Origin of the sequence: Citrobacter sp. RHB36-C18 (assembly GCF_013814485.1) — a bacterium.
In the GTDB taxonomy this organism is placed as follows: Bacteria; Pseudomonadota; Gammaproteobacteria; order Enterobacterales; family Enterobacteriaceae; genus Citrobacter; species Citrobacter braakii.
In genome coordinates this window covers 3,234,522-3,259,105 of sequence record NZ_CP057125.1, presented here as the reverse complement: position 1 = coordinate 3,259,105, position 24,584 = coordinate 3,234,522, and the positions used below count along the sequence as shown (strand labels likewise).

Here is a 24,584-nt window from a genome sequence, read left to right as displayed (position 1 = left end):
AATTGCATGAGCAGTAACTTCAGACATCACCTGTTGAGTCTGTCGTTACTGGTTGGCATAGCGGCCCCCTGGGCCGCTTTTGCACAGGCGCCAATCAGTAGTGTCGGCTCAGGCTCGGTCGAAGACCGTGTCACTCAACTCGAGCGTATTTCTAACGCTCACAGTCAGCTTTTAACCCAACTCCAGCAACAACTCTCCGATAATCAGTCCGATATCGATTCCCTGCGTGGTCAAATTCAGGAAAATCAATATCAACTGAATCAGGTTGTTGAGCGACAGAAGCAGATATTGCTGCAGATGAATAATCTTGGCAGCGGTAGTGCGCCTGCGGCACAGTCTACAGGTGGCGATCAGAGTGGGGCGGCAACCCCTGCACCTGATGCGGGAGCTGCAGCAACGTCAGGGGCTCCCGTGCAAACTGGCGATGCGAATACCGATTACAATGCAGCGATTGCTCTGGTGCAGGATAAATCCCGCCAGGATGACGCGATTGAAGCATTCCAGAACTTCATCAAAAAGTACCCGGACTCTACTTACCTGCCCAATGCGAATTACTGGCTGGGTCAGTTGAATTACAACAAGGGTAAAAAAGATGATGCTGCGTTCTATTTTGCTTCGGTAGTTAAAAACTTCCCAAAATCACCTAAGGCTGCAGACGCGATGTATAAAGTCGGCGTCATCATGCAGGACAAAGGTGACACAGCAAAAGCTAAAGCAGTTTATCAGCAGGTTATCACTAAATATCCTGGCACTGATGGCGCGAAACAAGCGCAAAAACGCCTTGGCGCGATGTAATGACCACCATGCGACCAGAAATCGTGTTATTTCTGGTCGTGTCGTGTGATTCCTAAGCAGTTGAGTTATTTACATCGAAATTTTTGTTGCGCTAAAATCTGAAATCAGTAATATATGCCGCCGTTGCCAAGGGATATCAAACAGCCCGAAAGCGGCGAAAAAAAGTGGGGCGTTAGCTCAGTTGGTAGAGCAGTTGACTTTTAATCAATTGGTCGCAGGTTCGAATCCTGCACGCCCCACCACTTAATGCAGTATCCAGCGTAGTATCGGGTGATTAGCTCAGCTGGGAGAGCACCTCCCTTACAAGGAGGGGGTCGGCGGTTCGATCCCGTCATCACCCACCACTCGGGGCGTTAGCTCAGTTGGTAGAGCAGTTGACTTTTAATCAATTGGTCGCAGGTTCGAATCCTGCACGCCCCACCAACTTTAACATTGTACTCAGGTGTTAAACGTGAAGGATAACGTTGCTTTAGCAACGGCCCGTTAGGGCGAGACGAAGTCGAGTCATCCTGCACGCCCCACCAATTCTTATATTGGTGTCGAGTAAAGAATTTTCAGGTGACATCCGAGCGGGTCGTTAGCTCAGTTGGTAGAGCAGTTGACTTTTAATCAATTGGTCGCAGGTTCGAATCCTGCACGACCCACCATCCTGAATAATTGAAGCAGTAAACCCCATACGGGGGCGTTAGCTCAGTTGGTAGAGCAGTTGACTTTTAATCAATTGGTCGCAGGTTCGAATCCTGCACGCCCCACCAGTGTAAAAAGGCGCCCTAAAGGCGCCTTTTTGCTATCTGCGATTTATAAGATTGCCTGATGTCCTTTGCTTATCAGCCTACAGACGACACTACTCGTGTAGGCCGGATAAGACGTCAGACGCCATCCGGCATTCATCACACGCAATTATTGTGACTTTTCTGCGCCAATCCGCTATCTTGTTTAGCATACAAAACAAATCAAACCGAATATGGCGTGCGTCACGCTTTTAATCGGTTATTTCGTTAAGCCAGTGAAACGAGAAAGCAAGATGAGCGTGATGTTTGATCCAGAAGCAGCAATTTATCCGTTTCCGCCGAAGCCAGTACCGCTAAGTGTGGATGAAAAGCAATTTTATCGTGAAAAAATCAAGCGCCTGCTGAAAGAGCGTGATGCCGTTATGGTCGCGCATTATTACACCGATCCTGAAATTCAGAAGTTAGCGGAAGAGACCGGGGGCTGTATTTCTGATTCTCTGGAGATGGCGCGGTTCGGTGCAAAGCATTCTGCCTCTACGCTGCTGGTTGCGGGCGTGAGGTTTATGGGAGAAACTGCCAAAATTCTCAGCCCGGAAAAGACCATACTGATGCCGACCTTACAGGCGGAATGTTCATTAGATCTGGGCTGTCCGATTGACGCGTTCAGCGCATTTTGCGACGCGCATCCGGATCGTACCGTGGTGGTTTACGCCAATACCTCTGCTGCCGTTAAAGCACGTGCGGACTGGGTCGTGACTTCCAGTATCGCGGTTGAACTTATTGAACATCTTGATAGTTTAGGTGAAAAAATCATCTGGGCTCCGGACAGACATCTGGGCAACTACGTGCAAAAACAGACCGGCGCAGACGTGCTCTGTTGGCAGGGGGCCTGTATCGTCCACGACGAGTTTAAAACCCAGGCTTTAACACGCATGAAAGGGCTTTACCCTGATGCCGCGGTGCTGGTGCACCCGGAGTCCCCTCAGTCTATCGTTGATATGGCAGATGCGGTTGGCTCAACCAGCCAGCTCATCAACGCGGCTAAATCGTTACCGCATAAGCAGTTGATTGTGGCGACTGACCGGGGCATTTTTTACAAAATGCAGCAGGCCGTTCCGGATAAAGAGCTGCTTGAAGCTCCGACGGCTGGCGAGGGGGCAACCTGTCGCAGCTGTGCGCATTGTCCGTGGATGGCGATGAATGGCCTGAAAGCGATTGCTGAGGGCCTGGAACATGGCGGCGCGGCTCATGAGATACATGTTGAGGACTCGCTGAGAGAAGGGGCGCTGTTGCCGTTAAACCGTATGTTGGAATTTGCGGCTACACTTCGAGCGTAATTATTTATTTTTGCTCTGGGGGAAAAGATGGACTTTTTTAGCACGCAGAACATTCTGGTACATATTCCGATTGGCGCGGGTGGTTACGATTTGTCGTGGATCGAAGCCGTGGGGACGATCGCCGGGTTGCTGTGTATTGGCCTGGCGAGCCTTGAGAAAATCAGCAATTACTTCTTCGGTCTGATAAACGTCACGCTGTTTGCAATTATCTTCTTTCAGATCCAGCTCTATGCCAGCTTGTTACTGCAAGTTTTCTTCTTTGCCGCAAATATCTACGGCTGGTATGCCTGGTCCCGGCAAACCAACCAGCATGAAGCGGAACTGAAAATTCGCTGGCTACCGCTTCCAAAAGCGATCGGCTGGCTGGCGGCTTGCGTGGTGGCGATCGGCCTGATGTCGATCTATATCGATCCGGTCTTTGCGTTCCTGACAGGCATTGCAGTGAATATTATGCAGGCATTGGGATTACAGGTTGTTGTGCCTGAACTACAACCCGATGCATTCCCGTTCTGGGACTCCTGCATGATGGTGCTGTCGATTGCGGCGATGATCCTGATGACGCGCAAATACGTTGAAAACTGGCTGCTGTGGGTGATCATTAACGTCATTAGCGTGGTGATCTTTGCCCTGCAAGGCGTATATGCCATGTCGCTGGAATATATGATCCTGACGGTTATCGCCCTGAACGGTAGCAGGATGTGGATTAACAGCGCGCGTGAGCGGGGTTCCCACGCGCTTTCTCATTAATGGTGATGATGTGAATGGCCGGACACGCCCTGATACAGGTGACAGTCCGGCCCATTGCACGGCTGATACTCCATCTGGATTGTGGCGTGTTCAATCTGGTAGTGATGGATAAGGAAATGCTGAATACGCTCCAGCAACGCATCGTGATCGTGTGGCGGGATCACCTGAACATGCAGCGTCATTACCGGTTTTTCGCCCACCATCCAGACATGGACATGGTGAACGTTGCGGACTTCAGGAATATCCCGGCTGAGATGGCGCTGCAGTGCGGCGATATCCAGCGTCAGCGGGGCACCTTCCAGTAATTCATTAACGCTATCTTTTAGCAATCGCCAGGCGCTACGCAGCACCAGTACGGAAACCAGAATCGAGAGAATTGGGTCCGCGGGTGTCCAGCCCGTCCAGATAATAATCAGCGCAGCGATGATTGCCCCGACCGAGCCAAGTAAATCACCCATCACATGCAGCGCCGCGGCGCGGACGTTCAAATTTTTCTCTTCACTGCCGCGATGTAAAACCCAAAAAGCGAGCACGTTGGCCAGTAGACCCGCGACAGCAATAACCATCATCATGCCGCCAGCCACGGGGCGAGGTGTCTGGAAGCGCTCAATCGCCTCCCAGACGATTAAAATGGTGATAACGACCAATGCGATGGCATTAACAAATGCGGCCAGCGTCGTGAGCCTCAGCCAGCCGAAGGTGTGTCGTATTGTGGGCGGGCGACGGGAAAACCGGACGGCCAGCAGCGCGAAAAGCAGCGCCGCAGCATCCGTGAGCATATGCCCGGCGTCGGCCAGCAAGGCCAGTGAACCAGAAAGTATTCCACCCACCACTTCAACCAACATAAATCCGGCTGTAATGCAGAATGCGAACATCAGTCGGCGGGCATTATTGTCCTTGGGTTGCTCAGAGGAAGTATGAGTATGTGCGTGCGCCATTATGCCATCCCTTTGTTATTCTCATCTTTACTGTATGCCATCATACCGTTTTTGGGATGATAAAATTAAAAAGGAGAGCTATTGCTCTCCCGTTATTAGCTTTAATTTCAGCGTTACTGCGTGGTGCCATCAGTTTTTGTGTCAACATCATTGTTGATGCCGTTTCCGGTCTCAACCTTCTTATTCACATCAGGGCAGCGACCGTCCTTACACATCGTGTTTTTGTGCATCTCATCTTTGGTCATCCCTTCATGGTTCATTGATGAACCGTCCGGGTGCAGCATTGTGCCACCTGAATTCACGTTACTGTTGTCGACATTATTTGGCGCCACGTTTTCGCGGGCGTCTGGGGCGATTTGTCCTGCATCAGCCGAGGAATTTGCCTGACCGTTATTGGACTGCGCGTTGCTTTCAGCAGCCAGTGCCGCGCCGCTGGCGAGGCTGAGTGTAGCGGTAAGGAAGAGTGAAGCCAGCTTTGTCATATGCATAATATGCTCCTGTTAAGGTCGATATGTCGGATAACGTCTTCCAACAGTGCATGTGCCAGTTACATCATTAATATGTGGTTAATCGTTTTGCTATGGAAATTAAAACCAGCATAGAATCTTGAAATCTATGAAAATTAAAGCTGTTACAGTTAGAAATTGTAGTTTGGATCTCGTTTTTCGCTACTTTATTGCGTTTTTTTGGCCAATTCCAGGATTAATCCGTCCAAAGTGTAAAACCCCGTTTACACTTTATGATTGAAGATATAGATTGGAGGGATTGCATTCATTTATATAAGTATGGCAACGCTGGAATAATCATGAATTATCAGAACGACGATTTACGCATTAAAGAGATCAACGAGTTATTACCACCAGTCGCACTGCTGGAAAAATTCCCCGCTACTGAAAATGCCGCCAATACGGTGGCTCATGCCCGTAAGGCGATTCATAAAATTCTGAAAGGGAGCGACGATCGCCTTCTGGTGGTGATTGGGCCGTGCTCTATTCATGATCCGGCAGCTGCCAAAGAGTATGCCACTCGTCTGCTGGCGCTGCGCGAAGCGTTAAAAGGTGAGCTTGAAATCGTCATGCGCGTCTATTTTGAAAAACCGCGTACCACCGTTGGCTGGAAAGGGCTTATCAACGACCCGCACATGGACAACAGCTTCCAGATCAATGATGGGCTGCGCATTGCGCGTAAACTGCTGCTGGATATCAACGACAGCGGATTGCCGACTGCGGGTGAATTCCTCGATATGATCACCCCACAATATCTCGCCGATCTGATGAGCTGGGGCGCGATTGGGGCACGTACAACAGAATCTCAGGTGCACCGCGAGCTGGCCTCGGGTCTGTCCTGCCCGGTTGGTTTTAAAAACGGTACCGATGGCACCATCAAAGTGGCGATTGATGCAATAAACGCTGCAGGGGCACCGCACTGCTTCCTGTCTGTCACCAAATGGGGTCATTCAGCGATCGTGAATACCAGTGGTAATGGCGATTGCCATATCATTCTGCGCGGTGGCAAAGAGCCGAACTACAGCGCTCAGCACGTTGCGGACGTGAAAGAAGGTCTGGTCAAAGCAGGACTCTCTGCGCAAGTGATGATCGACTTCAGCCATGCCAACTCCAGCAAGCAGTTCAAAAAGCAGATGGATGTTGCGAAAGATGTTTGCGGACAAGTCGCCGGTGGCGAAAAAGCAATTATTGGCGTGATGATCGAAAGCCATTTGGTGGAAGGTAATCAGAATCCGGATAGCGGTGAGCCGCTGACCTACGGTAAGAGCATCACCGACGCCTGCATTGGTTGGGAAGATACCGATGCGGTGTTGCGTCAACTGGCGGATGCGGTAAAAGCGCGTCGCGGTTAACCAAGTCCCATAGGCCTGAGAAGCGTAGCGCCATCAGGCATTCCGGTGCAGACTGCCGGATGGGGCGATGCCTTATTTGGCCTACATTTTCTGGTAGGGCCGAAATAAAAAAGCGTGGAGAAATCCACGCTTTGTCTTCAACTTACCGCGAAAATTACTTCGCTTTACCCTGGTTCGCTACGGCCGCCGCTTTTGCTGCGATTTCGTCAGCGTTACCCAGATAGTAGTGTTTGATCGGCTTGAAGTTTTCGTCGAACTCATACACCAGCGGTACGCCGGTCGGGATGTTCAGTTCAAGGATCTCATCTTCGCCCATGTTATCCAGGTATTTAACCAGCGCACGCAGAGAGTTACCGTGAGCGGCGATAATTACGCGCTCACCGCTTTTCATGCGCGGCAGAATGGTTTCATTCCAGTAAGGGATAACGCGATCGATGGTCAGCGCCAGGCTTTCGGTAACCGGTAACTCTTTGTCGGTCAGCTTCGCATAACGCGGATCGTGACCCGGATAACGCTCGTCGTCTTTGGTCAGTTCCGGCGGGGTAACCGCAAAGCCGCGACGCCACTGCTTAACCTGCTCATCACCGTATTTTTCAGCGGTTTCTGCTTTGTTCAAACCCTGCAGCGCACCGTAATGGCGTTCGTTCAGTTTCCAGGATTTCTCAACCGGCAGCCAGGCCTGATCCAGTTCGTCCAGTACGTTCCACAGGGTGTGGATGGCACGTTTCAGCACGGAGGTATAAGCAAAATCAAAGCTGTAGCCTTCCTCTTTCAGCAGTTTTCCTGCCGCTTTTGCTTCGCCCACGCCTTTCTCGGACAGATCAACATCATACCAACCGGTAAAACGGTTTTCGTTGTTCCACTGACTTTCACCGTGACGTACCAGAACCAGCTTAGTTACAGCCATACATTCACTCCTATAAATCATATCGAATGATAATAATTCTCATTATATTGCCGTAATGTGTAAGCGGCAATGCTTACGCATAACCATAGCGAAAATAGCGCTACAGTGTAAGGTTCTTGTGAACTCAAGGTTGCGATTTTGTCTTTGAGTGGTGGGGATTTGAGCGGTTCTACTGTGATTAACAAGCACCAGGCCCGAAAAGATACGTCATCGGGCCTGGGAGGGGAAACGATCAAGCTGGAATAAACTGATATTCCGTCACGCTGGCATACTCTTCACCCGGACGCAGGAAGCAATCCGCCTGTGGCCACTCAGGGTGGTTCGGGCTGTCCGGCAGAAATTCACTTTCCAGCGCCAGGCCTTGCCAGTCTTCGTAGGCCTCTGGCCCGCGGGAAGGCGTACCACCGAGGAAGTTACCGGAGTAAAACTGCAATGCCGGGGCCGAGGTGTAGACCACCATCTGCAGTTTTTCATCCTGTGACCACAACTGAGCGACCGGCGTACGCGCGTTGCCCTGTGCCTGAAGCAGGAAGGCGTGATCGTAACCTTTCACCTTGCGCTGATCGTCATCGGCCAGAAATTCACTACTGATGATTTTAGGGGTGCGGAAATCGAACGTGCTACCGGCGACGGATTTCAGTCCATCATGCGGGATACCCATTTCGTCAACCGGTAAGTACTCGTCCGCCAGAATTTGCAGCTTATGCTGGCGCACATCCGTTTTATCGCCGTCGAGGTTAAAATAGACGTGATTTGTCAGATTCACCGGGCAGGGTTTATCGACCGTGGCACGATAAGTTATCGAAATACGATTATCATCAGTCAGGCGATACTGCGCGGTGGCGCAAAGATGGCCTGGGAAGCCCTGATCGCCATCGTCAGACGTTAAGGCGAACAGCACCTGACGGTCATTCTGATTGACTATCTGCCAGCGACGTTTGTCGAAACCGTCTGGTCCGCCGTGCAGTTGGTTATTGCCCTGACTCGGCAGTAATTCAACGGTTTCGCCAGCAAAGGTATAGCGGCTGTTGGCGATACGGTTCGCGTAGCGGCCAATCGAAGCCCCCAGAAATGCAGCCTGTTCCGGGTATTGTTCCGGACTGGCGCAGCCGAGTAATGCTTCGCGCACGCTACCATCGCTAAGCGGAATACGCGCAGAGAGCAGGGTAGCCCCCCAGTCCATGAGCGTGACTACCATCCCTGCGTCATTGCGCAGGGTGAGCAGGCGAAACGGTTGACCGTCCGGAGCCTGCACGGGGATTTCGTTTAACATTGTCCGGCTCCTTGTGAAGGTTTGCAGACGTAGAATGTTTCTTTAATACCGGTTTTTGCCTCGTACTGTGCGGCGACAGCCTGCTGTACGGCAGGAACCAAATCTTGTGGGATCAGCGCCACGATGCAGCCGCCGAAGCCGCCGCCGGTCATACGCACACCGCCTTTATCACCGATGGTCGCTTTGACAATCTCTACCAGCGTATCAATTTGCGGCACCGTGATTTCAAAGTCATCGCGCATTGAGGCGTGAGATTCCGCCATCAATTGGCCCATGCGCAGCAGGTCGCCTTTTTCCAGTGCCTGTGCAGCTTCAACGGTACGCGCATTTTCCGTGATGACGTGGCGCACGCGTTTGGCGACAATCGGATCCAGCTCGTGAGCGACAGCGTTAAACGCTTCGAGGCTGACATCACGCAGCGCTGGCTGCTGGAAGAAACGCGCGCCGGTTTCACACTGTTCGCGACGGGTGTTGTATTCGCTACCGACCAGCGTGCGTTTAAAGTTGCTGTTGATGATCACCACCGCTACACCCTCAGGCATAGAAACGGCTTTGGTGCCCAGCGTACGGCAGTCGATCAGCAGCGCATGATCTTTCTTGCCAAGTGCGGAGATCAGCTGATCCATGATGCCGCAGTTACAACCGACAAACTGGTTTTCAGCTTCCTGGCCATTCAGGGCAATCTGCGCGCCGTCGAGCGGCAGATGATAGAGCTGCTGGAATACCGTACCAACAGCGACTTCCAGTGAGGCAGAAGAGCTTAAGCCAGCACCCTGCGGGACGTTACCGCTGATCACCAGATCCGCGCCGCCAAAGGCGTTATTGCGCTTTTGCAGATGTTTTACCACGCCACGCACGTAGTTTGACCACTGCTGGCTATCGTGGGCGATAATCGGCGCATCGAGAGAGAACTCATCAACCTGATTGTCGTAATCAGCGGCGATGACGCGTACTTTTCGATCGTCGCGCGCCGCGCAACTGATGACGGTTTGATAGTCGATGGCGCAGGGCAAAACGAAGCCGTCGTTATAATCGGTATGTTCGCCGATCAGGTTTACACGACCCGGTGCCTGAATAGTATGGGTGGCAGGGTAGCCAAACGTTTCTGTAAACAGAGATTGTGTTTTTTCTTTCAGACTCATTATTTACACTCCGGATTCGCGAAAATGGATGTCGCTGACCGCACGCAGTCGCTCAGCCGCTTGTTCTGCGGTCAGATCTCGCTGGGTTTCTGCCAGCATTTCATAACCGACCATAAATTTACGCACGGTCGCGGAACGCAGCAGCGGCGGGTAAAAGTGCGCGTGCAACTGCCAGTGTTCGTTTTCTTCACCGTTAAACGGCGCGCCGTGCCAGCCCATGGAGTAGGGGAATGAGCACTGGAACAGGTTGTCGTAACGACTGGTCAGTTTTTTCAACGCCAGCGCCAGGTCAGCACGCTGCTCGTTGGTCAAATCGGTAATACGCAGCACATGCGCTTTCGGCAGCAGCAGCGTTTCGAACGGCCACGCGGCCCAGTAAGGGACAACCGCCAGCCAGTGCTCAGTTTCAACGACCGTACGGCTGCCGTCTGCCAGTTCACGTTGGACGTAATCAACGAGCATCGGCGCGCCCTGTTCGGCGAAGTATGCTTTCTGTAGGCGATTTTCACGTTCAGCTTCGTTGGGCAAAAAGCTGTTGGCCCAAATTTGACCGTGCGGGTGCGGGTTCGAGCACCCCATCGCCGCGCCTTTATTCTCAAATACCTGCACCCAGGGATAGGTTTTCCCTAAGTCTTCGGTCTGCTCCTGCCACGTTTTTACGATTTCTGTCAGCGCAGGGACGCTGAGTTCTGGCAGCGTTTTGCTGTGATCGGGGGAGAAGCAAATTACGCGGCTGGTACCGCGCGCGCTCTGGCAACGCATCAACGGATCGTGACTGTCCGGCGCGTCCGGGGTATCGGACATCAGCGCCGCAAAATCATTGGTAAAAACATAGGTCCCGGTGTAATCCGGATTTACATCACCGGTAACGCGCGTATTGCCAGCACACAGGAAACAGTCCGGGTCATGTGCAGGCAGTACCTGCTTAGACGGGGTTTCCTGCGCTCCTTGCCACGGGCGTTTGGCGCGATGCGGTGATACGAGGATCCACTGCCCGGTGAGCGGGTTAAAACGGCGATGTGGATGATCGACAGGATTGAATTGCGTCATGATTGGTCCTTAATCCGAATATCCTTGCGGGTGGCGTGACTGCCAGTGCCAGGTGTCTTGTGCCATTTCATCCAGTGTGCGGGTCACGCGCCAGTTGAGCTCGCGATCGGCTTTGCTGGCATCTGCCCAGTAAGCCGGAAGATCGCCGTCACGGCGCGGGGCGAAATGGTAATTAATGGGTTTACCGCAGGCTTTGCTGAAGGCGTTGACCACGTCCAGTACGCTGCTGCCGATGCCTGCTCCGAGGTTGTAAATATGCACACCCTGTTTGCCCGCCAGTTTTTCCATCGCGACGACGTGGCCGTCGGCGAGATCCATCACGTGGATGTAGTCGCGAACGCCGGTGCCATCTTCAGTTGGGTAGTCGTTGCCAAATATGGCAAGGGACTCGCGGCGGCCCACGGCAACTTGTGCGATGTAAGGCATCAGGTTGTTGGGAATACCTTGCGGATCTTCCCCCATATCGCCCGACGGATGAGCACCAACCGGGTTAAAGTAGCGCAGTAAGGCGATACTCCAGTCGGGGTGTGCTTTTTGCAGGTCGGTCAGGATTTGTTCTACCATCAGCTTGCTTTTGCCGTACGGACTTTGCGGCGTGCCGGTAGGGAAGCTTTCAACGTAAGGAATTTGTGGCTGATCGCCATAGACGGTCGCGGAGGAACTAAAAATGAAGTTTTTCACGTTGGCTGCGCGCATTGCATTCACCAGACGCAGGGTGCCATTGACGTTGTTGTCATAGTACTCCAACGGCTTGGCAACCGATTCTCCAACGGCTTTTAAACCCGCAAAATGGATGACCGTGTCAATGGCATGATCGTGCAGAATCTCGGTTATCAGCGCTTCGTTACGGATATCCCCTTCCACGAAGGTCGGCTGCTTGCCACCTAAACGCTCAATGACGGGCAAAACGCTGCGTTTGCTGTTGCAGAGATTGTCCAGGATCACCACCTCGTGACCGTTTTTCAACAACTGCACGCAAGTGTGGCTTCCAATGTAACCGCTACCACCTGTAACCAATACTCTCATAATTCGCTCCGTTAAGCCTATGGTATGCAATAACCATAGCATAACAAAGATACGAAAAGTGTGACATGGAATAAATTAGTGGAATCGTTTACACTCCATAAGTTTCACGCATTTTTAATGGTTATTTTATTTTAAATCATTATGTTAGGTTGTTATTTCAGCGTTTGTCTGAAAAAAAGCAGAAAAAAAGGGCGTGATAAACGCCCTGCAATGAAAACTAACGCAGAGACGTTAGTCGATAGGCGTAGATGTCGTTCTCGGGCACAAACTCCAGTCGATGGGTAATGCAGGCTGGGGCATCTTCGGCGTGGTGAGAGACGAACAGCAGTTGAGTTTCACCTTCACCGATTAGCACATCCACAAAACGGCGAATCAGTTGGCGATTGAGCGGATCTAACCCTTGCAAAGGCTCGTCAAGGATCAACAACGTCGGGTGTTTAACCAGCGCGCGAACAATCAGTGCCAGCCGCTGCTGTCCCCAGGAAAGACTATGAAATGGCGCATCCGCGGTACGTTTATCGAAGCCAAGGATATCCAGCCACTGTTGCACCAGCTTGTGCTGCCTGTCGGAAACGGCCTGATAGATGCCGATTGAATCAAAATAACCAGAGAGAATAACGTTGCGAACTGTGGTACTCACCCGGTAATCCAGATGCAGACTGCTGCTGACGTAGCCGATGTGTTTTTTGATATCCCAGATAGTTTCACCGCTGCCACGGCGACGGCCAAACAGGGTCATGTCGTTGCTGTAGCCCTGGGGGTGATCGCCGGTGATTAAACTGAGCAGAGTTGATTTTCCCGCTCCGTTGGGGCCGACGATTTGCCAGTGTTCCCCCGGATTTACCTGCCAGCTCAAATGGTGAAGGATAGGGCGATCGTTATACGAGACCGTGCCATCGTTAAGCACAATTCGCGGCTCGTTATCTGACAACGTACGGCGCACCGAAGGCTCGTCCGGTTCAGGTAACTGAATTCCTTCCAGCCGCTCGCTATGGGCAAGCTGAGCGATTAATGCCTGTTGCAGAAGGTCGGTTTTTGCGCCGGTTTCTGTCAGTGTGCAATCGGCAAGTACGCCAGCAAACTGCACGAATTTGGGAATTTCATCAAAGCGGTTAAGTACCAGCACCAGCGTAAAGCCGGCCTGATGCAACTCAGCGAGCAGTTCTGCTAACTGACGGCGTGACGCCACGTCCAGCCCGTCAAACGGCTCATCAAGGATCAGTAAATCCGGCGCGGACATTAACGCCTGACAGAGCAGGGTTTTGCGTGTTTCACCGGTGGAAAGGTATTTGAAACGCCTGTTGAGCAGGGAAGAAATGCCAAACTGCTGCGCCAACGCAGCGCAGCGGGCGGGATCGTTGACCTCATCCTGGATGATTTCGGCGGTGGTGCGCCCGGTGTCGTCTTCACCGGGACTAAGAAGATCGGTGTTGTTTCGCTGCCACTCGTCGCTGACTAGCTTTTGTAGCTGCTCAAAGGAGAGTCGGGTAATACGCGTGAACTGACAGTGGCGCTCGCCTTTCAGAAGCGGCAGCTCACCCGCCAGTGCGCGGGCCAGCGCGGATTTCCCGCTCCCGTTAGCGCCAACAAATGCCCAGCTATCACCCGCGTTTAACGTCAACGCATCTAACTGGAGCGTTTTTGTGTCGCTAAGACGAAACGTGCCTTGCGAAATTTGCAACGATGACATTTTGTATCCCATTATTTGCAGCGATTAATAACAGGGATACGTGTTCTTCAGGCTGATGTCAATCTACTCAGCACAGCGTGGCGATAATCACTCTGTCTGCATTAAACCAGGCGGTGACGTTAGCGCCTTCTTGCAACGTTGCGGCGTCCTGGGCCGGAACGGTGGCGCACAGCGTCTGGCCGTCTGGTAACGTCATCAGCACTTCACACTGTTCCGCACCGCGTTCAATATGGCTAATCGTGCCCTGCAACTGGTTATCGGCGGCCTGAGCGATGGCGTCGTCCTGAGTGATTCCCACCCATGGCGCTTTCAGCAGAATCAGTACTTCTTTGCCTTCCTCAAGACCCAGACGCTCGCCGCTTTGCGCAGTGATCGCCACTTTCAGGCGCGTTTCGCCATCGGCCAGTAGGACGTCGACATGCTGCTGGACCTGATCGTGGTCGCGGGCGGTGATTGTACCAAACCATTGGTTACGGGCGCTGGTTTGCAGTGAAAATCGAGAGATAGCCGCCAGCAGGCTATTGAGCGGTAGCGCATCGTCATCGCTCAAAACATCAAAGGCTTTTTGTTGGATCTGCGCCAGCAAATCATACAACTGAATTAAGCGTTGGCCGTAGCGCGTTAATACCGCGCCGCCGCCGCCTTTGCCGCCTGTGGCGCGCTCAACCAGCGTCTGCTCGCTGAGCTGGTTCATTTCGTTAATCGCATCCCAGGCGCTTTTGTAGCTAATACCTGCATCCTTCGCGCCCTGACTGATAGAGCCGGAAAGCGCAATATGCTTAAGCAGAGAAATGCGACGGGGATCGGCAAACAGTTTTTGCTGAAGTTTCAGCGTAAGAAGGATTTCGGCCTGCATCACAAGCTCCTGGCAAAAAAGGGTATTGTGACGGAAAACCGTGCCTGAGCAAAGTCGACCGCACAAAAGGGGAGTGCTTTTCTGCGTTATGTGGTTAGAATACAGCTAAGGACTACATCTGGAGTTGACCATGTTAGAGTTATTGAAAAGTCTGGTATTCGCCGTAATCATGGTACCTGTGGTAATGGCCATCATTCTGGGTCTGATTTACGGACTGGGTGAAGTGTTCAACATTTTCTCCGGTATCGGTCAAAAAGACCAGTCCAGACAGAATCATTGATTCCCCAAACGCCCGCTCAGTCGGGCGTTTATATTTTTTACACCTTCCAACCCGTTTTCTCTGTCTACCGTTTCTCAAGATCCTGCTTTCCCTGCCGATATTTTCTTCGTGTAACCTCAAATTGGTATCAATAACCACTGGGAAAATCCTGGTTTAATCGTTATATTTGCGGCTACATAACGAAATGCAAAGGAGTTACAGATGGCACGTACATGGTTACGCTTGTTTGCCGGGGCAACACTTTCTCTTACTGTTGCCGGGCATGCGCTGGCGGATGAAGGAAAAATTACTGTTTTCGCAGCGGCTTCACTGACTAACGCGATGCAGGATATTGCGACGCAATACAAAAAAGAGAAGAACGTTGACGTTGTCTCTTCTTTTGCGTCTTCTTCCACGCTGGCGCGCCAGATTGAAGCAGGCGCTCCGGCCGATCTGTTTATCTCTGCCGATCAGAAATGGATGGATTACGCAGTAGACAAAAAATCGATTGATACCGCCACGCGTGAAACGCTGTTGGGTAACAGCCTGGTGGTTGTCGCACCGAAAGACAGTGCGCAGAAAGACTTCACCATCGACAGCAAAACCAACTGGACCCGTTTGTTAAATGGTGGGCGTCTGGCTGTTGGCGATCCGGAACATGTTCCGGCGGGCATTTATGCTAAAGAAGCGCTGCAAAAACTGGGGGCATGGGATACTCTGGCCCCGAAACTGGCACCTGCCGAAGATGTGCGCGGTGCGCTGGCGCTGGTAGAGCGTAACGAAGCGCCGCTGGGGATCGTCTATGGTTCCGATGCTGTCGCCAGCAAGGGTGTAAAAGTTGTTGCGACTTTCCCGGAAGATTCACACAAAAAAGTGGAATACCCTATCGCAATTGTTGATGGGCACAAAAACGCAACGGTCAGCGCGTTCTATGATTACCTGAAAGGGCCGCAGGCTGCTGAAATCTTTAAACGTTATGGATTTACGACCAAGTAATGATACTGACCGATCCTGAATGGCAGGCCGTTATACTGAGCCTGAAAGTTTCTTCCCTGGCTGTGTTGTTTAGTCTGCCGTTTGGGATCTTCTTTGCCTGGCTGCTTGTGCGATGCAAGTTCCCGGGCAAAGCGCTGCTCGACAGCGTTCTGCATTTGCCGCTGGTACTGCCGCCGGTCGTGGTGGGCTATCTGCTGTTGGTTGCCATGGGACGCCGCGGATTCATTGGCGAATGGCTGTACGACTGGTTTGGCATTACCTTTGCCTTTAGCTGGCGCGGTGCGGTACTGGCTGCGGCGGTGATGTCTTTCCCGCTTATGGTACGGGCTATTCGTCTGGCGCTGGAAGGTGTCGATGTCAAGCTGGAGCAGGCGGCCCGCACGCTGGGCGCTGGACGCTGGCGCGTATTTGTCACGATTACTTTACCGCTGATGCTACCTGGCATTATTGTCGGTACGGTGCTGGCGTTCGCGCGTTCCCTCGGGGAATTTGGCGCAACGATTACCTTTGTCTCCAATATTCCTGGCGAAACCCGCACTATCCCGTCGGCGATGTATACCCTGATCCAGACCCCCGGCGGCGAAAGCGCGGCGGCAAGGTTATGTATCATTTCTATTGTGTTAGCGCTGATTTCACTGCTGATTTCTGAATGGCTGGCGCGTATTAGCCGTGAACGGACGGGGCGGTAATCATGCTGGAACTTAATTTCTCCCAGACGCTGGGGACGCATTGTCTGACGCTCAACGAAACGCTGCCAGCCAGTGGGATCACCGCTATTTTTGGCGTTTCCGGCGCGGGTAAAACCTCGCTGATTAACGCCATCAGCGGCCTGACGCAGCCGCAGTCCGGGCGCATCGTGCTTAACGGACGGGTTTTGAACGACGTCGAGAACGGTATCTGTTTAACGCCCGAAAAACGCCGGGTGGGCTATGTTTTCCAGGATGCGCGCCTGTTTCCGCATTATAAAGTGCGCGGCAACCTGCGTTACGGTATGGCGAAAAGTATGGCCGGACAGTTTGATAAGCTGGTGGCCCTGTTGGGCATTGAATCGCTGCTTGACCGTCTGCCTGGCGGTCTTTCTGGCGGTGAAAAACAGCGCGTAGCCATCGGTCGGGCGCTGCTTACCGCGCCGGAACTGTTGTTGCTTGATGAGCCGTTAGCCTCGCTGGATATCCCGCGTAAGCGCGAACTGTTGCCTTACCTGCAACGCCTGGCGCGTGAAATTAATATTCCGATGCTGTACGTCAGCCACTCGCTCGATGAAATCTTGCACCTGGCAGACAAAGTGATGGTGCTGGAAAACGGGCAGGTCAAAGCGTTCGGTTCGCTGGAAGATGTCTGGGGCAGCAGCGTGATGCACCCGTGGCTACCAAAGGAACAGCAAAGCAGCATTCTGAAAGTCAGCGTGCTGGAACATCATCCACATTACGCAATGACTGCACTGGCGCTTGGCGATCAGCATCTATGGGTCAATAAGCTGGATCAACCGCTGCAAACTGCGCTGCGTATTCGTATTCAGGCATCTGATGTTTCGCTGGTGCTTCAACCGCCGCAGCAGACCAGTATTCGTAACGTGCTGCGGGCGAAAGTCGCGCAGTGCTATGACGATAATGGTCAGGTGGAGGTTCAGCTTGAAGTGGGCGGTAAAACGCTGTGGGCGAGGATCAGCCCGTGGGCCAGGGATGAACTGGGTATCAAACCTGGCCTGTGGCTGTACGCGCAAATTAAGAGCGTATCGATTACCGCGTGATTACAGCAGGTGGGAGTAGATAAATTTCGCGATGCTGTCGGTGGTGTTGTCACCAATTACGATGTTGGCGCGGGCTTTGACCGCGTCGTCCGCATTACCCATCGCCACGCCGGTACCTGCGGCTTCCAGCATGCTGATATCGTTAAAGTTGTCACCAAAGGCAATGACGTTTTCCATTGACCCGCCCTGTGCTTCAATCCACTGGGTAAGGCGTCGTCCTTTGCTGTTGCCTTTACGGGCAATGTCGACCTGATCGTGCCAGGACCATTCACACTCCAGCCCCAACTGTTGTTCAACATGCTTACCAAACTGCTGCAGTTTCGGAATATCTTCGTCGGTGAGGGCAAATTTCCAGACGGCGTTAACGTCATGTGCGGCCTGCGCCAGCGAAGGCACCTGGGTGAAGGTCGGGCGCTGTTCCGGCGGCAGGGTTTGCGCCCAGTTAGCGGTACGCACCACATGCCCGGTTGGGCGCTCATACAGCATGGCCTCATCCACATACATCAGCCCGTGGATCTGATGTTCATCCAGCATTTCGATCAGCTGTAATGCCTGGTTTACCGGTAGGGGATCGGATTCCAGTACCTTTTTTGCCTGATAATCATACAAGTAGGTGCCGTTGCAGCAAATTGCAGGTGTATCCAGCGCCAGTGCCTGATAAAAAGGATGAATAGCAACGTGATGGCGACCTGTGACAATGATAAGTTGGTATCCTGCTTCTCTGGCGCGCGCGAGCGCTTCAACAGAGGATGGCAGCAAGGTTTTTTTCGGGGTCAACAGGGTACCGTCTAAATCCAGGGCAATCACGCGTGCGGTCATAGTTATTTCCAGATTAAGGTTGAGAATTTTGTCTGCTGGAATGGTACACCGAGACGGGAGCCGGACAAAATTCTGCGCCTTAATTAAGCATTCACCGTTAAAAGCGTCTACCTTAGGCGTGTGTCAGGCAATTGCAGCCACCTGCCAAAAAGCAAAGGAGTATTCATGAAGCAAACCGTTTATACCGCCAGCCCTGAAAGTCAGCAAATCCACGTCTGGAGCCTGAATCATGATGGTTCTTTGACGCTGACGCAGGTGGTTGATGTGCCGGGTCAGGTACAGCCGATGGTCGTCAGCCCGGATAAGCGCTACCTCTATGTTGGCGTGCGCCCGGAGTTTCGCGTGTTGGCTTACCGCATTGCACCTGATGACGGTGCGCTGACCTTCGCGGCGGAGTCTGCGCTGCCGGGTAGCCCGACGCATATTTCTACCGATCATCAGGGACGTTTCGTGTTTGTCGGCTCTTATAACGCCGGGAGCGTGAGCGTCACGCGTCTGGAAGATGGCCTGCCGGTGGAACAGGTTGACGTGGTTGAAGGTCTGGACGGCTGCCACTCGGCCAACATCTCACCGGATAACCGTATCCTGTGGGTTCCGGCGTTGAAACAGGATCGTATCTGTCTGTTTGAGGTAAGCGATGATGGACATCTGGTGGCGCAGGAACCGGCTGAAGTGACCACCGTTGAAGGTGCTGGCCCGCGTCATATGACGTTCCATCCGAATAAGCAATTTGCCTACTGTGTGAATGAGCTGAACAGCTCCGTTGACGTCTGGGCGCTGAAAGATCCGTACGGCAAGATTGAGTGTGTGCAGACGCTGGATATGATGCCGGCTGATTTCACTGATACCCGTTGGGCAGCGGATATTCACATTACACCGGATGGTCGTCATCTGTACGCCTGTGACCGCACCGCCAGCCTGATTACGATCTTTAGCGTGTCTGAAGATGGCAGCGTGCTGACCAAAGAGGGTTTCCAGCCTACTGAAACTCAGCCGCGCGGGTTTAATATCGATCACAGCGGTAAATACCTGATTGCTGCCGGGCAAAAATCGCACCATATCGCGGTGTATGAGATTGCTGGCGAGCAGGGGCTGCTGGCAGAGAAGGGGCGTTATGCAGTGGGGCAGGGCCCGATGTGGGTCGTGGTGAACGCGTACTAACGCCATCAGTCAGAGCAGGAAAAGCCTGTCCAAAGATAAAAAGCGAGGTTCACATCCGTGTGAACCTCGCGGGGAAAATAAGTTATTTCAACGGATAAACACACTTAGCATCGGCCCAGGGGAAACATATTAAATCCGTCTTTTCTAATTTAAAATAAATCCCTGTAGTTTCAGGAAACTCCCAGTCTGGGTATTGATAATTATAGGAAAGCCCCACCTTGAGAACATCAATGTTCGTGAAATCGATTTCAGTTGCATCACCATGAATAGACGTAGCACCGACATCCCAATATCCCCCCGTATCTCTATTGGGGGGCGACGAAGGGAAAGTAGCCGCAAACATTTCCATCCCCATTCCTGGTTTGGCATGCCTATCCGTTCTTAATATCTTCATTTTCTTGCCCTGCCCCGTGGGAACATATTTCACAGCCGCAATAGGGAAGGTATAAAAGGCGTCCTTTTTAAACATTGTCTTATTTGTATGCTGGAAACCAATGACTTCAATAACGAGATATTCCAGATCGTTACTTGATATAAGTATGTCTTTAGGGACTTGATGTCCATCCTGGCCACCACAGAATCGACTGCCTGCTTTATCACAGGGGGCGTCGCTTTGGGAAAAAAAGATCGCTGAGAGCCGGACATTAGGATCGTCCACCTCATCCTGCTTATTCGCCGGTGGATACTCGTAACCGCCATAGCGATGTTTAAAGAACCGTGTCACTCTGTTAAATTTATCGGGGACCTTGCCCTGAATATAAATACCATTGTCAATCTCGAGATAACTATAAACCAAACCTTCAAGGTGTTCTGACGAAGCCTCCGAATTACCTCTAAGTTTGTCTCTACCGTTATCACATTGCCTTTCCTCTTTAAATGGACAACGCGGTAAATTTGGTGCAGTAACACTAAGATTATTACGACCTTTATCCTGATCGTACCCTTTCGTTTTCCAGTACACGTTCACGCCAAACGATTGTATAGCATCAGTACTAAATTGCCGACTAAAGTTATCTGCCGTTACCCGAACGGTAAAATAATGCGGCCCCAGCGAGGCCGACGTGCGTGTCAGAAAACCAAAATTTGCGCTGACGTCTTTTCCTGAATTGGGAGCATTATTCGAAGATATTGCACTTGTGCTAAAAAGCAGCATTGCCGAGATCAGCCCTGCCGATAAAACAGTCCTTTTCATTTGTCACTCCCTCTTTATGCGACGGAAATAATCTGATATTTACCACTGCGCAACAGCACGACCTGATAGTCGCCAAACACCATACTACCTGGTGCCACGGTGCGCGTTTTGTTGTTAAACCGGACGGTAATCCGGGTTCCGCCCGGTCCCTGAGAAACCAGCACCACCCGAGGTTGAGCGTCGGATTTTTCTTCCGTGGACGCCCGCCCGGCGCGCGCCAGCATCGGGGTGTTGTTCAGCAAGGGTTGCGGGTCGAGCGCCACGCCCCGCCAGGCAATTTCCAGGTGCAGATGGGGACCGGTGCTAAAACCGCTGCTGCCGGATGCGGCGATCTCTTCGCCCGCCGTCAGCTTTTCGCCTTTTCGCACCCGTGTAGAGGCGAGATGAAAATAGCGGCTCTGCCAGCCGTCCGCATGACGGAGTGTGATAAAGTACCCGGTGCCGCGACCGTAGCCGCTCTCCACCACTTCGCCGTCGGCAATTGCATGCACGCTGCTGCCGAATGGCACAGGAATATCCATCCCTTTATGCTGCATCATGCGCCCCAGCACAGGGTGCAGGCGTTGTCCAAATCCTGAGCTGATCTGGCGCTTCGCCACGGGCCAGATAAAGCGTACTGGGGCGTTATCATCATCCACCGCCGCAGCGCTGGACGGCATCCTCAGGTTCTCTTCTGACCACATTTGCGCCGCCTGTAATGACGGAACGAAAGCCTGCTGCCAGGCCTGCTCGCAGCTGGTCGTCGCCAGCGGCGACATTGTCAGCCATATGCTCCATATCAGACACGACACGATCGACCCCCGTCAGAGCAGCAGTAAAAACGCGACCAGCGCGATAGCCGGACCGAACGGAATATAAAAGCGATGTTTGTCATCCTCTTGCGTATAAAAGAACCGCACACCGGCGTAAAACAGCAGCCCGGCCAGCGCCGAAAAGCAGAGTAATTCCGGCAGGCGCTGCCAGCCAAGCCATGCCCCGCAGGCGGCGTAGAGCTTGACGTCGCCGTAACCCAGACCGTCACGTTTGCATAATGTCTCCCACAGCTTCATCACGCTCCACAACAGAAGCCAGGCGGCGGCGACGCCATAAACCGCGTCCTTCACCCGCACCATGGAGTACCCCGATGCAGCAAGCAGTAGCCCGCCCCAGAGCACGGTGAAGACCAGCGCGTCTGGCAGAATCAGATGTTTAAAATCGATAACCGCCGCGCTGTAGAGCACCATAAACAACAGCGCATATGCCAGCGCGAGCTGAGGAGACCATTGCGGCAGGTAAAACCAGGCCAGCGCCCCCCATACCAGCCCCATCGCCAGTTCAGAAACCGGATAAATAACCGGGATCGCAATGCCGCACTGGCGGCATTTGCCCTTCAGTAACAGCCAACTGAGAACCGGAATATTATCCCAGGGCTTAATATCCGATTTACAGGCAGGGCAGTGCGACGGCGGCCACCACAAATTAACAGCCGCCCCTTCTGAATCATCCTCATCTATTACGCCAAGCATCAGCGGCAGACGATAAATAATCACGTTGGCTAAGCTGCCAAACAGCAATCCAAGTGGGATAAAAATAGCCACCATCCATGGCATTAACAGTTCCATGATTTAATTTTCCTAAAAAGAACCGCTGGCGCCCATCGCCGCCAGCTTGTCGCTGAGCGCAAACAACGCGGCAAAAACCCAAATAACGCAACCGCCTAATATCAGCGTGGAGAGCGCTCTTAATAACCCGGAAAGTTTAGTGATATATTCCCGAATGTGTTCACGTGATTTATTCGATACCGCCAGCAGCACCTCATTAAACGAAGGTAGAGCGGCGTAAAGGCTGATATTGAGCAGCGTTTCCGTGTTCAGTAAACCCGAGTTGAGCGCTTCACCATAGCTGACGCCCGCCGCCATTTTCTTCTGCATCCCGGCCAGGTGCCAGCGCAGCCAGCGGCTGGAGTTCAGGCTAATAATGCTGAGCGCATCGTTGAGCGGAATGCCGTTTTTTAACATCAGCGCCAGGTTGTTGAGAAAAATAGAGGCAGTCAACTGCTTATACGTTGAGAACGGCATAATTCGGTCAAGAAACTGATTACGAATATTCCCGGTCATTTTGCCCATTGCTATTTTGATCACGGTAACCAGCGCAATAAATCCAATGAGGATATATATCCACAGCCCTTTACACAGCGCCATCCCAAAAATATAGAGCGCGCGGGTGACGCCAGGCCATTTCTCAACGGGTACCACGCTTTCAAAAGCCGGGAACACCTTATAGGCATAACCCGCAATTACCACCAGCGACAGGACCAGCATAATGAGCGGGAAGGTGATGGCACCGACAATTTTCTTGCGCAGCTCGTCGTTATAATTAATCACGTTTACCAGGGTGATAAAACCGTCGGCCAGGCTGCCGCTGCGTTCCGCCGCGTTAATTACGCTCAGTTCAGATTCAGGGACCAGCCCCTCGAAAACCATCGCAATGGAGGTGGTTTTCGCCATTTTGCTTGTCAGCTCTTCCAGACGTTTAGCAAATCCTTTGCCGAGCAGTTTTTCCCCTTCCGCGCGTAATTTTTGCAACGCGTCATATAGCGGAAGCTCAGCGTTAATCATGTCTGCGCAAAACTGATAAAGATAAATACGCTGTTTCTTACCGAATTTTTTCAACTATTACCTCCAGTTCTTCATGAACGACTTGTCCAAATTCCATTTGAAACCAGGTCGCGCACACGCGTCCCTGAAGTACCGCCGCCATCGTTTTTTCTTTAATTTCGAATCCTTCGCTCAGGCCGGTCTGTTTTAATCGCTTCGCGCGCCAGACGGTATAAACTTTAAGCCATTTCTGTTCAGCAATGGCCTCCAGCTCGTCATACACCGGCAGCAAATACTCCATCACCAACTGGCGTCCGCCAATACCGGTATGTTTGCAGGCCGGACAGCCTTCAGCGTTTTTTTCATAAAGCTGGAATTCTCGTCCCTTAATGGCGGTGGTCCGTAACGACGTTTTACACTGCGGGCACAGTACTGGTATTAGCTTCTGGCACTGTAAGCCCGCAATAAAGCCCGGCGTTGAAAGCTTATCGCTGGTAATCCCGAGCGCGGATAAGCGTTGCAATAACGAAACGATGTTACCTGCGTGCACGGTGGTAAAGCAGTAGTGACCACTTTCCACCGCCCCGGCCAGCGCGTTAGAAGAGATATTGTCGCGAATTTCCCCCACCATCAGTACGTCCGGGTCGCGACGCAGCGAGGATTTGATCGCCGAATGGAATCCTCCGGATTCGCCGCTTAATACCGAACTTTGCGTCGCGCCATAGATCTGATATTCGACCGGATCTTCTACGGTCAGAAAACAGCCGCGATTGTCATAGCGGTTGATCTGCATCCACTCCATCAGATTTTTCAGGGTAGTGGATTTTCCCGAACCGGTTGTTCCGGCAATAATATAAGCCCCGTAGGGGTTGCTCAGGATCCTTTTGAGGTCGCTAATTTCCTCATCGGAAACGCCAAGCTTATCCAGGCTCGCGACGCTGGCTCTGTCCAGACCCGATGGAATAATACGCAATACCGCGTGATAGCAATCGCTGGTCTCGCCAAATATCGGATAGTGCGCATAGCGGAAGCGGTAGCTTTTCCCCGCCAGCGAATAGAGGATATTGGCGTTTTGCGCAATATTGCGGTTCCAGGTGGTGTCGCGGGTGCTTGCCTCAACGTTGTAGAGCACGAACACCAGCTCATCGCAGCGTGACGCCTTCATCTGTATAAACGGACAAAGCACGCCGTTAATGCGCAGCTCAATATTCGCCACCATATCATTACGCGTGATATGCAGGTCGCTGGCCTTCAACGCCACGGCCTTTTTCAGCATCTCTTCCAGCGCAAGCTGTGTGTTACTGCTTTCCTGCTCAAGCAGCTTACTTCCTGCCGACAGCAGCTGTTCAACGATCAGGTAATAATTTTTCTCAGTAACCTGCGCTATTCCCTTAACCTGAATATTATGGGAAACCTGCAGGCGGTGGCACACCGCCTGCATTGGCGCCAGATTATCAATCAAAGGCGTGGATACCAGTAAC

At 52.4% G+C, this 24,584-nt stretch carries 24 protein-coding genes and 5 tRNA genes; 14 read left to right on the top strand and 15 right to left on the bottom strand.

Translation table 11 applies throughout. The annotated features are described in order from the left end of the window. The first annotated feature begins 6 nt into the window (after window positions 1-6). The 8 genes from cpoB to pnuC all read left to right on the top strand — a co-directional run bounded on the left by cpoB (window position 7) and on the right by pnuC (window position 3,610). Complete coding sequence (gene cpoB / locus HVZ52_RS15690) at window positions 7-795, top strand: cell division protein CpoB (RefSeq protein ID WP_016156016.1); 789 nt, start codon at window positions 7-9, stop codon at window positions 793-795. A gap of 166 nt (window positions 796-961) precedes the next feature. Next, window positions 962-1,037: transfer RNA gene (locus HVZ52_RS15685), tRNA-Lys, on the top strand. 26 nt (window positions 1,038-1,063) lie between these two features. Continuing rightward, window positions 1,064-1,139 (top strand) — tRNA-Val (locus HVZ52_RS15680). Window positions 1,140-1,142: 3 nt separating this feature from the next. Continuing rightward, window positions 1,143-1,218 (top strand) — tRNA-Lys (locus tag HVZ52_RS15675). A gap of 148 nt (window positions 1,219-1,366) precedes the next feature. Continuing rightward, window positions 1,367-1,442: transfer RNA gene (locus HVZ52_RS15670), tRNA-Lys, on the top strand. 32 nt (window positions 1,443-1,474) lie between these two features. Beyond that, window positions 1,475-1,550: transfer RNA gene (locus HVZ52_RS15665), tRNA-Lys, on the top strand. Window positions 1,551-1,819: 269 nt separating this feature from the next. Further along, on the top strand, window positions 1,820-2,863 hold the full coding sequence (gene nadA / locus HVZ52_RS15660; RefSeq protein ID WP_181598441.1) for a quinolinate synthase NadA: 1,044 nt from the start codon (window positions 1,820-1,822) through the stop codon (window positions 2,861-2,863). 27 nt (window positions 2,864-2,890) lie between these two features. Beyond that, window positions 2,891-3,610 carry a nicotinamide riboside transporter PnuC gene (pnuC, locus tag HVZ52_RS15655; RefSeq protein WP_016152316.1) on the top strand — a complete coding sequence of 240 codons (720 nt, stop codon included), beginning with the start codon at window positions 2,891-2,893 and terminating at the stop codon, window positions 3,608-3,610. On the opposite strand, the gene zitB is transcribed toward pnuC, so the two are convergent. Both zitB and HVZ52_RS15645 read right to left on the bottom strand, forming a co-directional pair. Beyond that, window positions 3,607-4,548 carry a CDF family zinc transporter ZitB gene (zitB, locus tag HVZ52_RS15650; protein WP_019076308.1) on the bottom strand — a complete coding sequence of 314 codons (942 nt, stop codon included), beginning with the start codon at window positions 4,546-4,548 and terminating at the stop codon, window positions 3,607-3,609. The genes pnuC and zitB overlap by 4 nt on opposite strands. A 113-nt stretch (window positions 4,549-4,661) precedes the next feature. After that, window positions 4,662-5,036, bottom strand: coding sequence for a YbgS-like family protein (locus HVZ52_RS15645; protein ID WP_016156018.1), 375 nt, complete (start codon window positions 5,034-5,036; stop codon window positions 4,662-4,664). A gap of 317 nt (window positions 5,037-5,353) precedes the next feature. On the opposite strand from HVZ52_RS15645, the gene aroG reads away from it, so the two are divergent. Then, window positions 5,354-6,406 carry a 3-deoxy-7-phosphoheptulonate synthase AroG gene (gene aroG / locus HVZ52_RS15640; protein ID WP_016152319.1) on the top strand — a complete coding sequence of 351 codons (1,053 nt, stop codon included), beginning with the start codon at window positions 5,354-5,356 and terminating at the stop codon, window positions 6,404-6,406. A gap of 154 nt (window positions 6,407-6,560) precedes the next feature. On the opposite strand, the gene gpmA is transcribed toward aroG, so the two are convergent. The 7 genes from gpmA to modE all read right to left on the bottom strand — a co-directional run bounded on the left by gpmA (window position 6,561) and on the right by modE (window position 14,350). Beyond that, on the bottom strand, window positions 6,561-7,313 hold the full coding sequence (gpmA, locus tag HVZ52_RS15635; RefSeq protein ID WP_003022999.1) for a 2,3-diphosphoglycerate-dependent phosphoglycerate mutase: 753 nt from the start codon (window positions 7,311-7,313) through the stop codon (window positions 6,561-6,563). A gap of 232 nt (window positions 7,314-7,545) precedes the next feature. Continuing rightward, window positions 7,546-8,586, bottom strand: coding sequence for a galactose-1-epimerase (gene galM, locus HVZ52_RS15630; RefSeq protein WP_019076309.1), 1,041 nt, complete (start codon window positions 8,584-8,586; stop codon window positions 7,546-7,548). Next, window positions 8,580-9,728, bottom strand: a complete 1,149-nt coding sequence (galK, locus tag HVZ52_RS15625; protein WP_047359465.1) for a galactokinase — start codon at window positions 9,726-9,728, stop codon at window positions 8,580-8,582. Before galK ends, galM begins: the two co-directional genes overlap by 7 nt. Window positions 9,729-9,731: 3 nt before the next feature. Then, a complete protein-coding gene (gene galT, locus HVZ52_RS15620) occupies window positions 9,732-10,778 on the bottom strand; it encodes a galactose-1-phosphate uridylyltransferase (protein ID WP_016156021.1) in 1,047 nt (348 codons plus the stop codon). Between the two features lie 9 nt (window positions 10,779-10,787). Beyond that, window positions 10,788-11,804, bottom strand: a complete 1,017-nt coding sequence (gene galE, locus HVZ52_RS15615; protein ID WP_016152323.1) for a UDP-glucose 4-epimerase GalE — start codon at window positions 11,802-11,804, stop codon at window positions 10,788-10,790. Between the two features lie 217 nt (window positions 11,805-12,021). Beyond that, window positions 12,022-13,494 carry a molybdate ABC transporter ATP-binding protein ModF gene (gene modF, locus HVZ52_RS15610; protein ID WP_181598440.1) on the bottom strand — a complete coding sequence of 491 codons (1,473 nt, stop codon included), beginning with the start codon at window positions 13,492-13,494 and terminating at the stop codon, window positions 12,022-12,024. 67 nt (window positions 13,495-13,561) lie between these two features. Beyond that, window positions 13,562-14,350, bottom strand: a complete 789-nt coding sequence (gene modE / locus HVZ52_RS15605; protein ID WP_016152325.1) for a molybdenum-dependent transcriptional regulator — start codon at window positions 14,348-14,350, stop codon at window positions 13,562-13,564. Between the two features lie 130 nt (window positions 14,351-14,480). Here modE and HVZ52_RS15600 point away from each other — a divergent pair, with 130 nt between their 5' ends. The 4 genes from HVZ52_RS15600 (at window position 14,481) to modC (ending at window position 17,355) form a co-directional block, all read left to right on the top strand. Beyond that, the gene (locus HVZ52_RS15600; protein WP_003023026.1) at window positions 14,481-14,630 is read left to right on the top strand and encodes an AcrZ family multidrug efflux pump-associated protein; all 150 of its coding nucleotides are present in this window, start codon (window positions 14,481-14,483) and stop codon (window positions 14,628-14,630) included. Window positions 14,631-14,831: 201 nt separating this feature from the next. After that, entirely contained in the window at window positions 14,832-15,605 is a 774-nt protein-coding gene (modA, locus tag HVZ52_RS15595; RefSeq protein WP_016152326.1) for a molybdate ABC transporter substrate-binding protein, read from the top strand. Then, window positions 15,605-16,294 carry a molybdate ABC transporter permease subunit gene (gene modB, locus HVZ52_RS15590; protein WP_016152327.1) on the top strand — a complete coding sequence of 230 codons (690 nt, stop codon included), beginning with the start codon at window positions 15,605-15,607 and terminating at the stop codon, window positions 16,292-16,294. The genes modA and modB overlap by 1 nt, the downstream gene beginning before the upstream one ends. Before the next feature lie 2 nt (window positions 16,295-16,296). Beyond that, complete coding sequence (gene modC, locus HVZ52_RS15585; protein ID WP_016152328.1) at window positions 16,297-17,355, top strand: molybdenum ABC transporter ATP-binding protein ModC; 1,059 nt, start codon at window positions 16,297-16,299, stop codon at window positions 17,353-17,355. On the opposite strand, the gene HVZ52_RS15580 is transcribed toward modC, so the two are convergent. After that, complete coding sequence (locus HVZ52_RS15580; RefSeq protein WP_181598439.1) at window positions 17,356-18,174, bottom strand: pyridoxal phosphatase; 819 nt, start codon at window positions 18,172-18,174, stop codon at window positions 17,356-17,358. Window positions 18,175-18,339: 165 nt separating this feature from the next. Between HVZ52_RS15580 and pgl the strand changes: the two genes are divergently transcribed. Beyond that, on the top strand, window positions 18,340-19,335 hold the full coding sequence (gene pgl, locus HVZ52_RS15575) for a 6-phosphogluconolactonase (RefSeq protein ID WP_049042052.1): 996 nt from the start codon (window positions 18,340-18,342) through the stop codon (window positions 19,333-19,335). A gap of 82 nt (window positions 19,336-19,417) precedes the next feature. Here the strand turns inward: pgl and HVZ52_RS15570 are convergent, their stop codons facing one another. From HVZ52_RS15570 to HVZ52_RS15550, 5 genes are read right to left on the bottom strand one after another with little or no spacing between them, the layout of a single operon-like run. Beyond that, on the bottom strand, window positions 19,418-20,527 hold the full coding sequence (locus tag HVZ52_RS15570) for a hypothetical protein (RefSeq protein WP_103929039.1): 1,110 nt from the start codon (window positions 20,525-20,527) through the stop codon (window positions 19,418-19,420). Window positions 20,528-20,541: 14 nt separating this feature from the next. Further along, the gene (locus HVZ52_RS15565) at window positions 20,542-21,318 is read right to left on the bottom strand and encodes a M23 family metallopeptidase (RefSeq protein WP_241024957.1); all 777 of its coding nucleotides are present in this window, start codon (window positions 21,316-21,318) and stop codon (window positions 20,542-20,544) included. A 12-nt stretch (window positions 21,319-21,330) separates the two neighbouring features. After that, a complete protein-coding gene (locus HVZ52_RS23150; RefSeq protein WP_103929041.1) occupies window positions 21,331-22,128 on the bottom strand; it encodes an A24 family peptidase in 798 nt (265 codons plus the stop codon). Between the two features lie 12 nt (window positions 22,129-22,140). Further along, the gene (locus HVZ52_RS15555; protein ID WP_101699839.1) at window positions 22,141-23,178 is read right to left on the bottom strand and encodes a type II secretion system F family protein; all 1,038 of its coding nucleotides are present in this window, start codon (window positions 23,176-23,178) and stop codon (window positions 22,141-22,143) included. Next, complete coding sequence (locus tag HVZ52_RS15550) at window positions 23,162-24,544, bottom strand: ATPase, T2SS/T4P/T4SS family (RefSeq protein WP_131382555.1); 1,383 nt, start codon at window positions 24,542-24,544, stop codon at window positions 23,162-23,164. The genes HVZ52_RS15555 and HVZ52_RS15550 overlap by 17 nt, the downstream gene beginning before the upstream one ends. Between the last annotated feature and the right edge of the window lie 40 nt (window positions 24,545-24,584).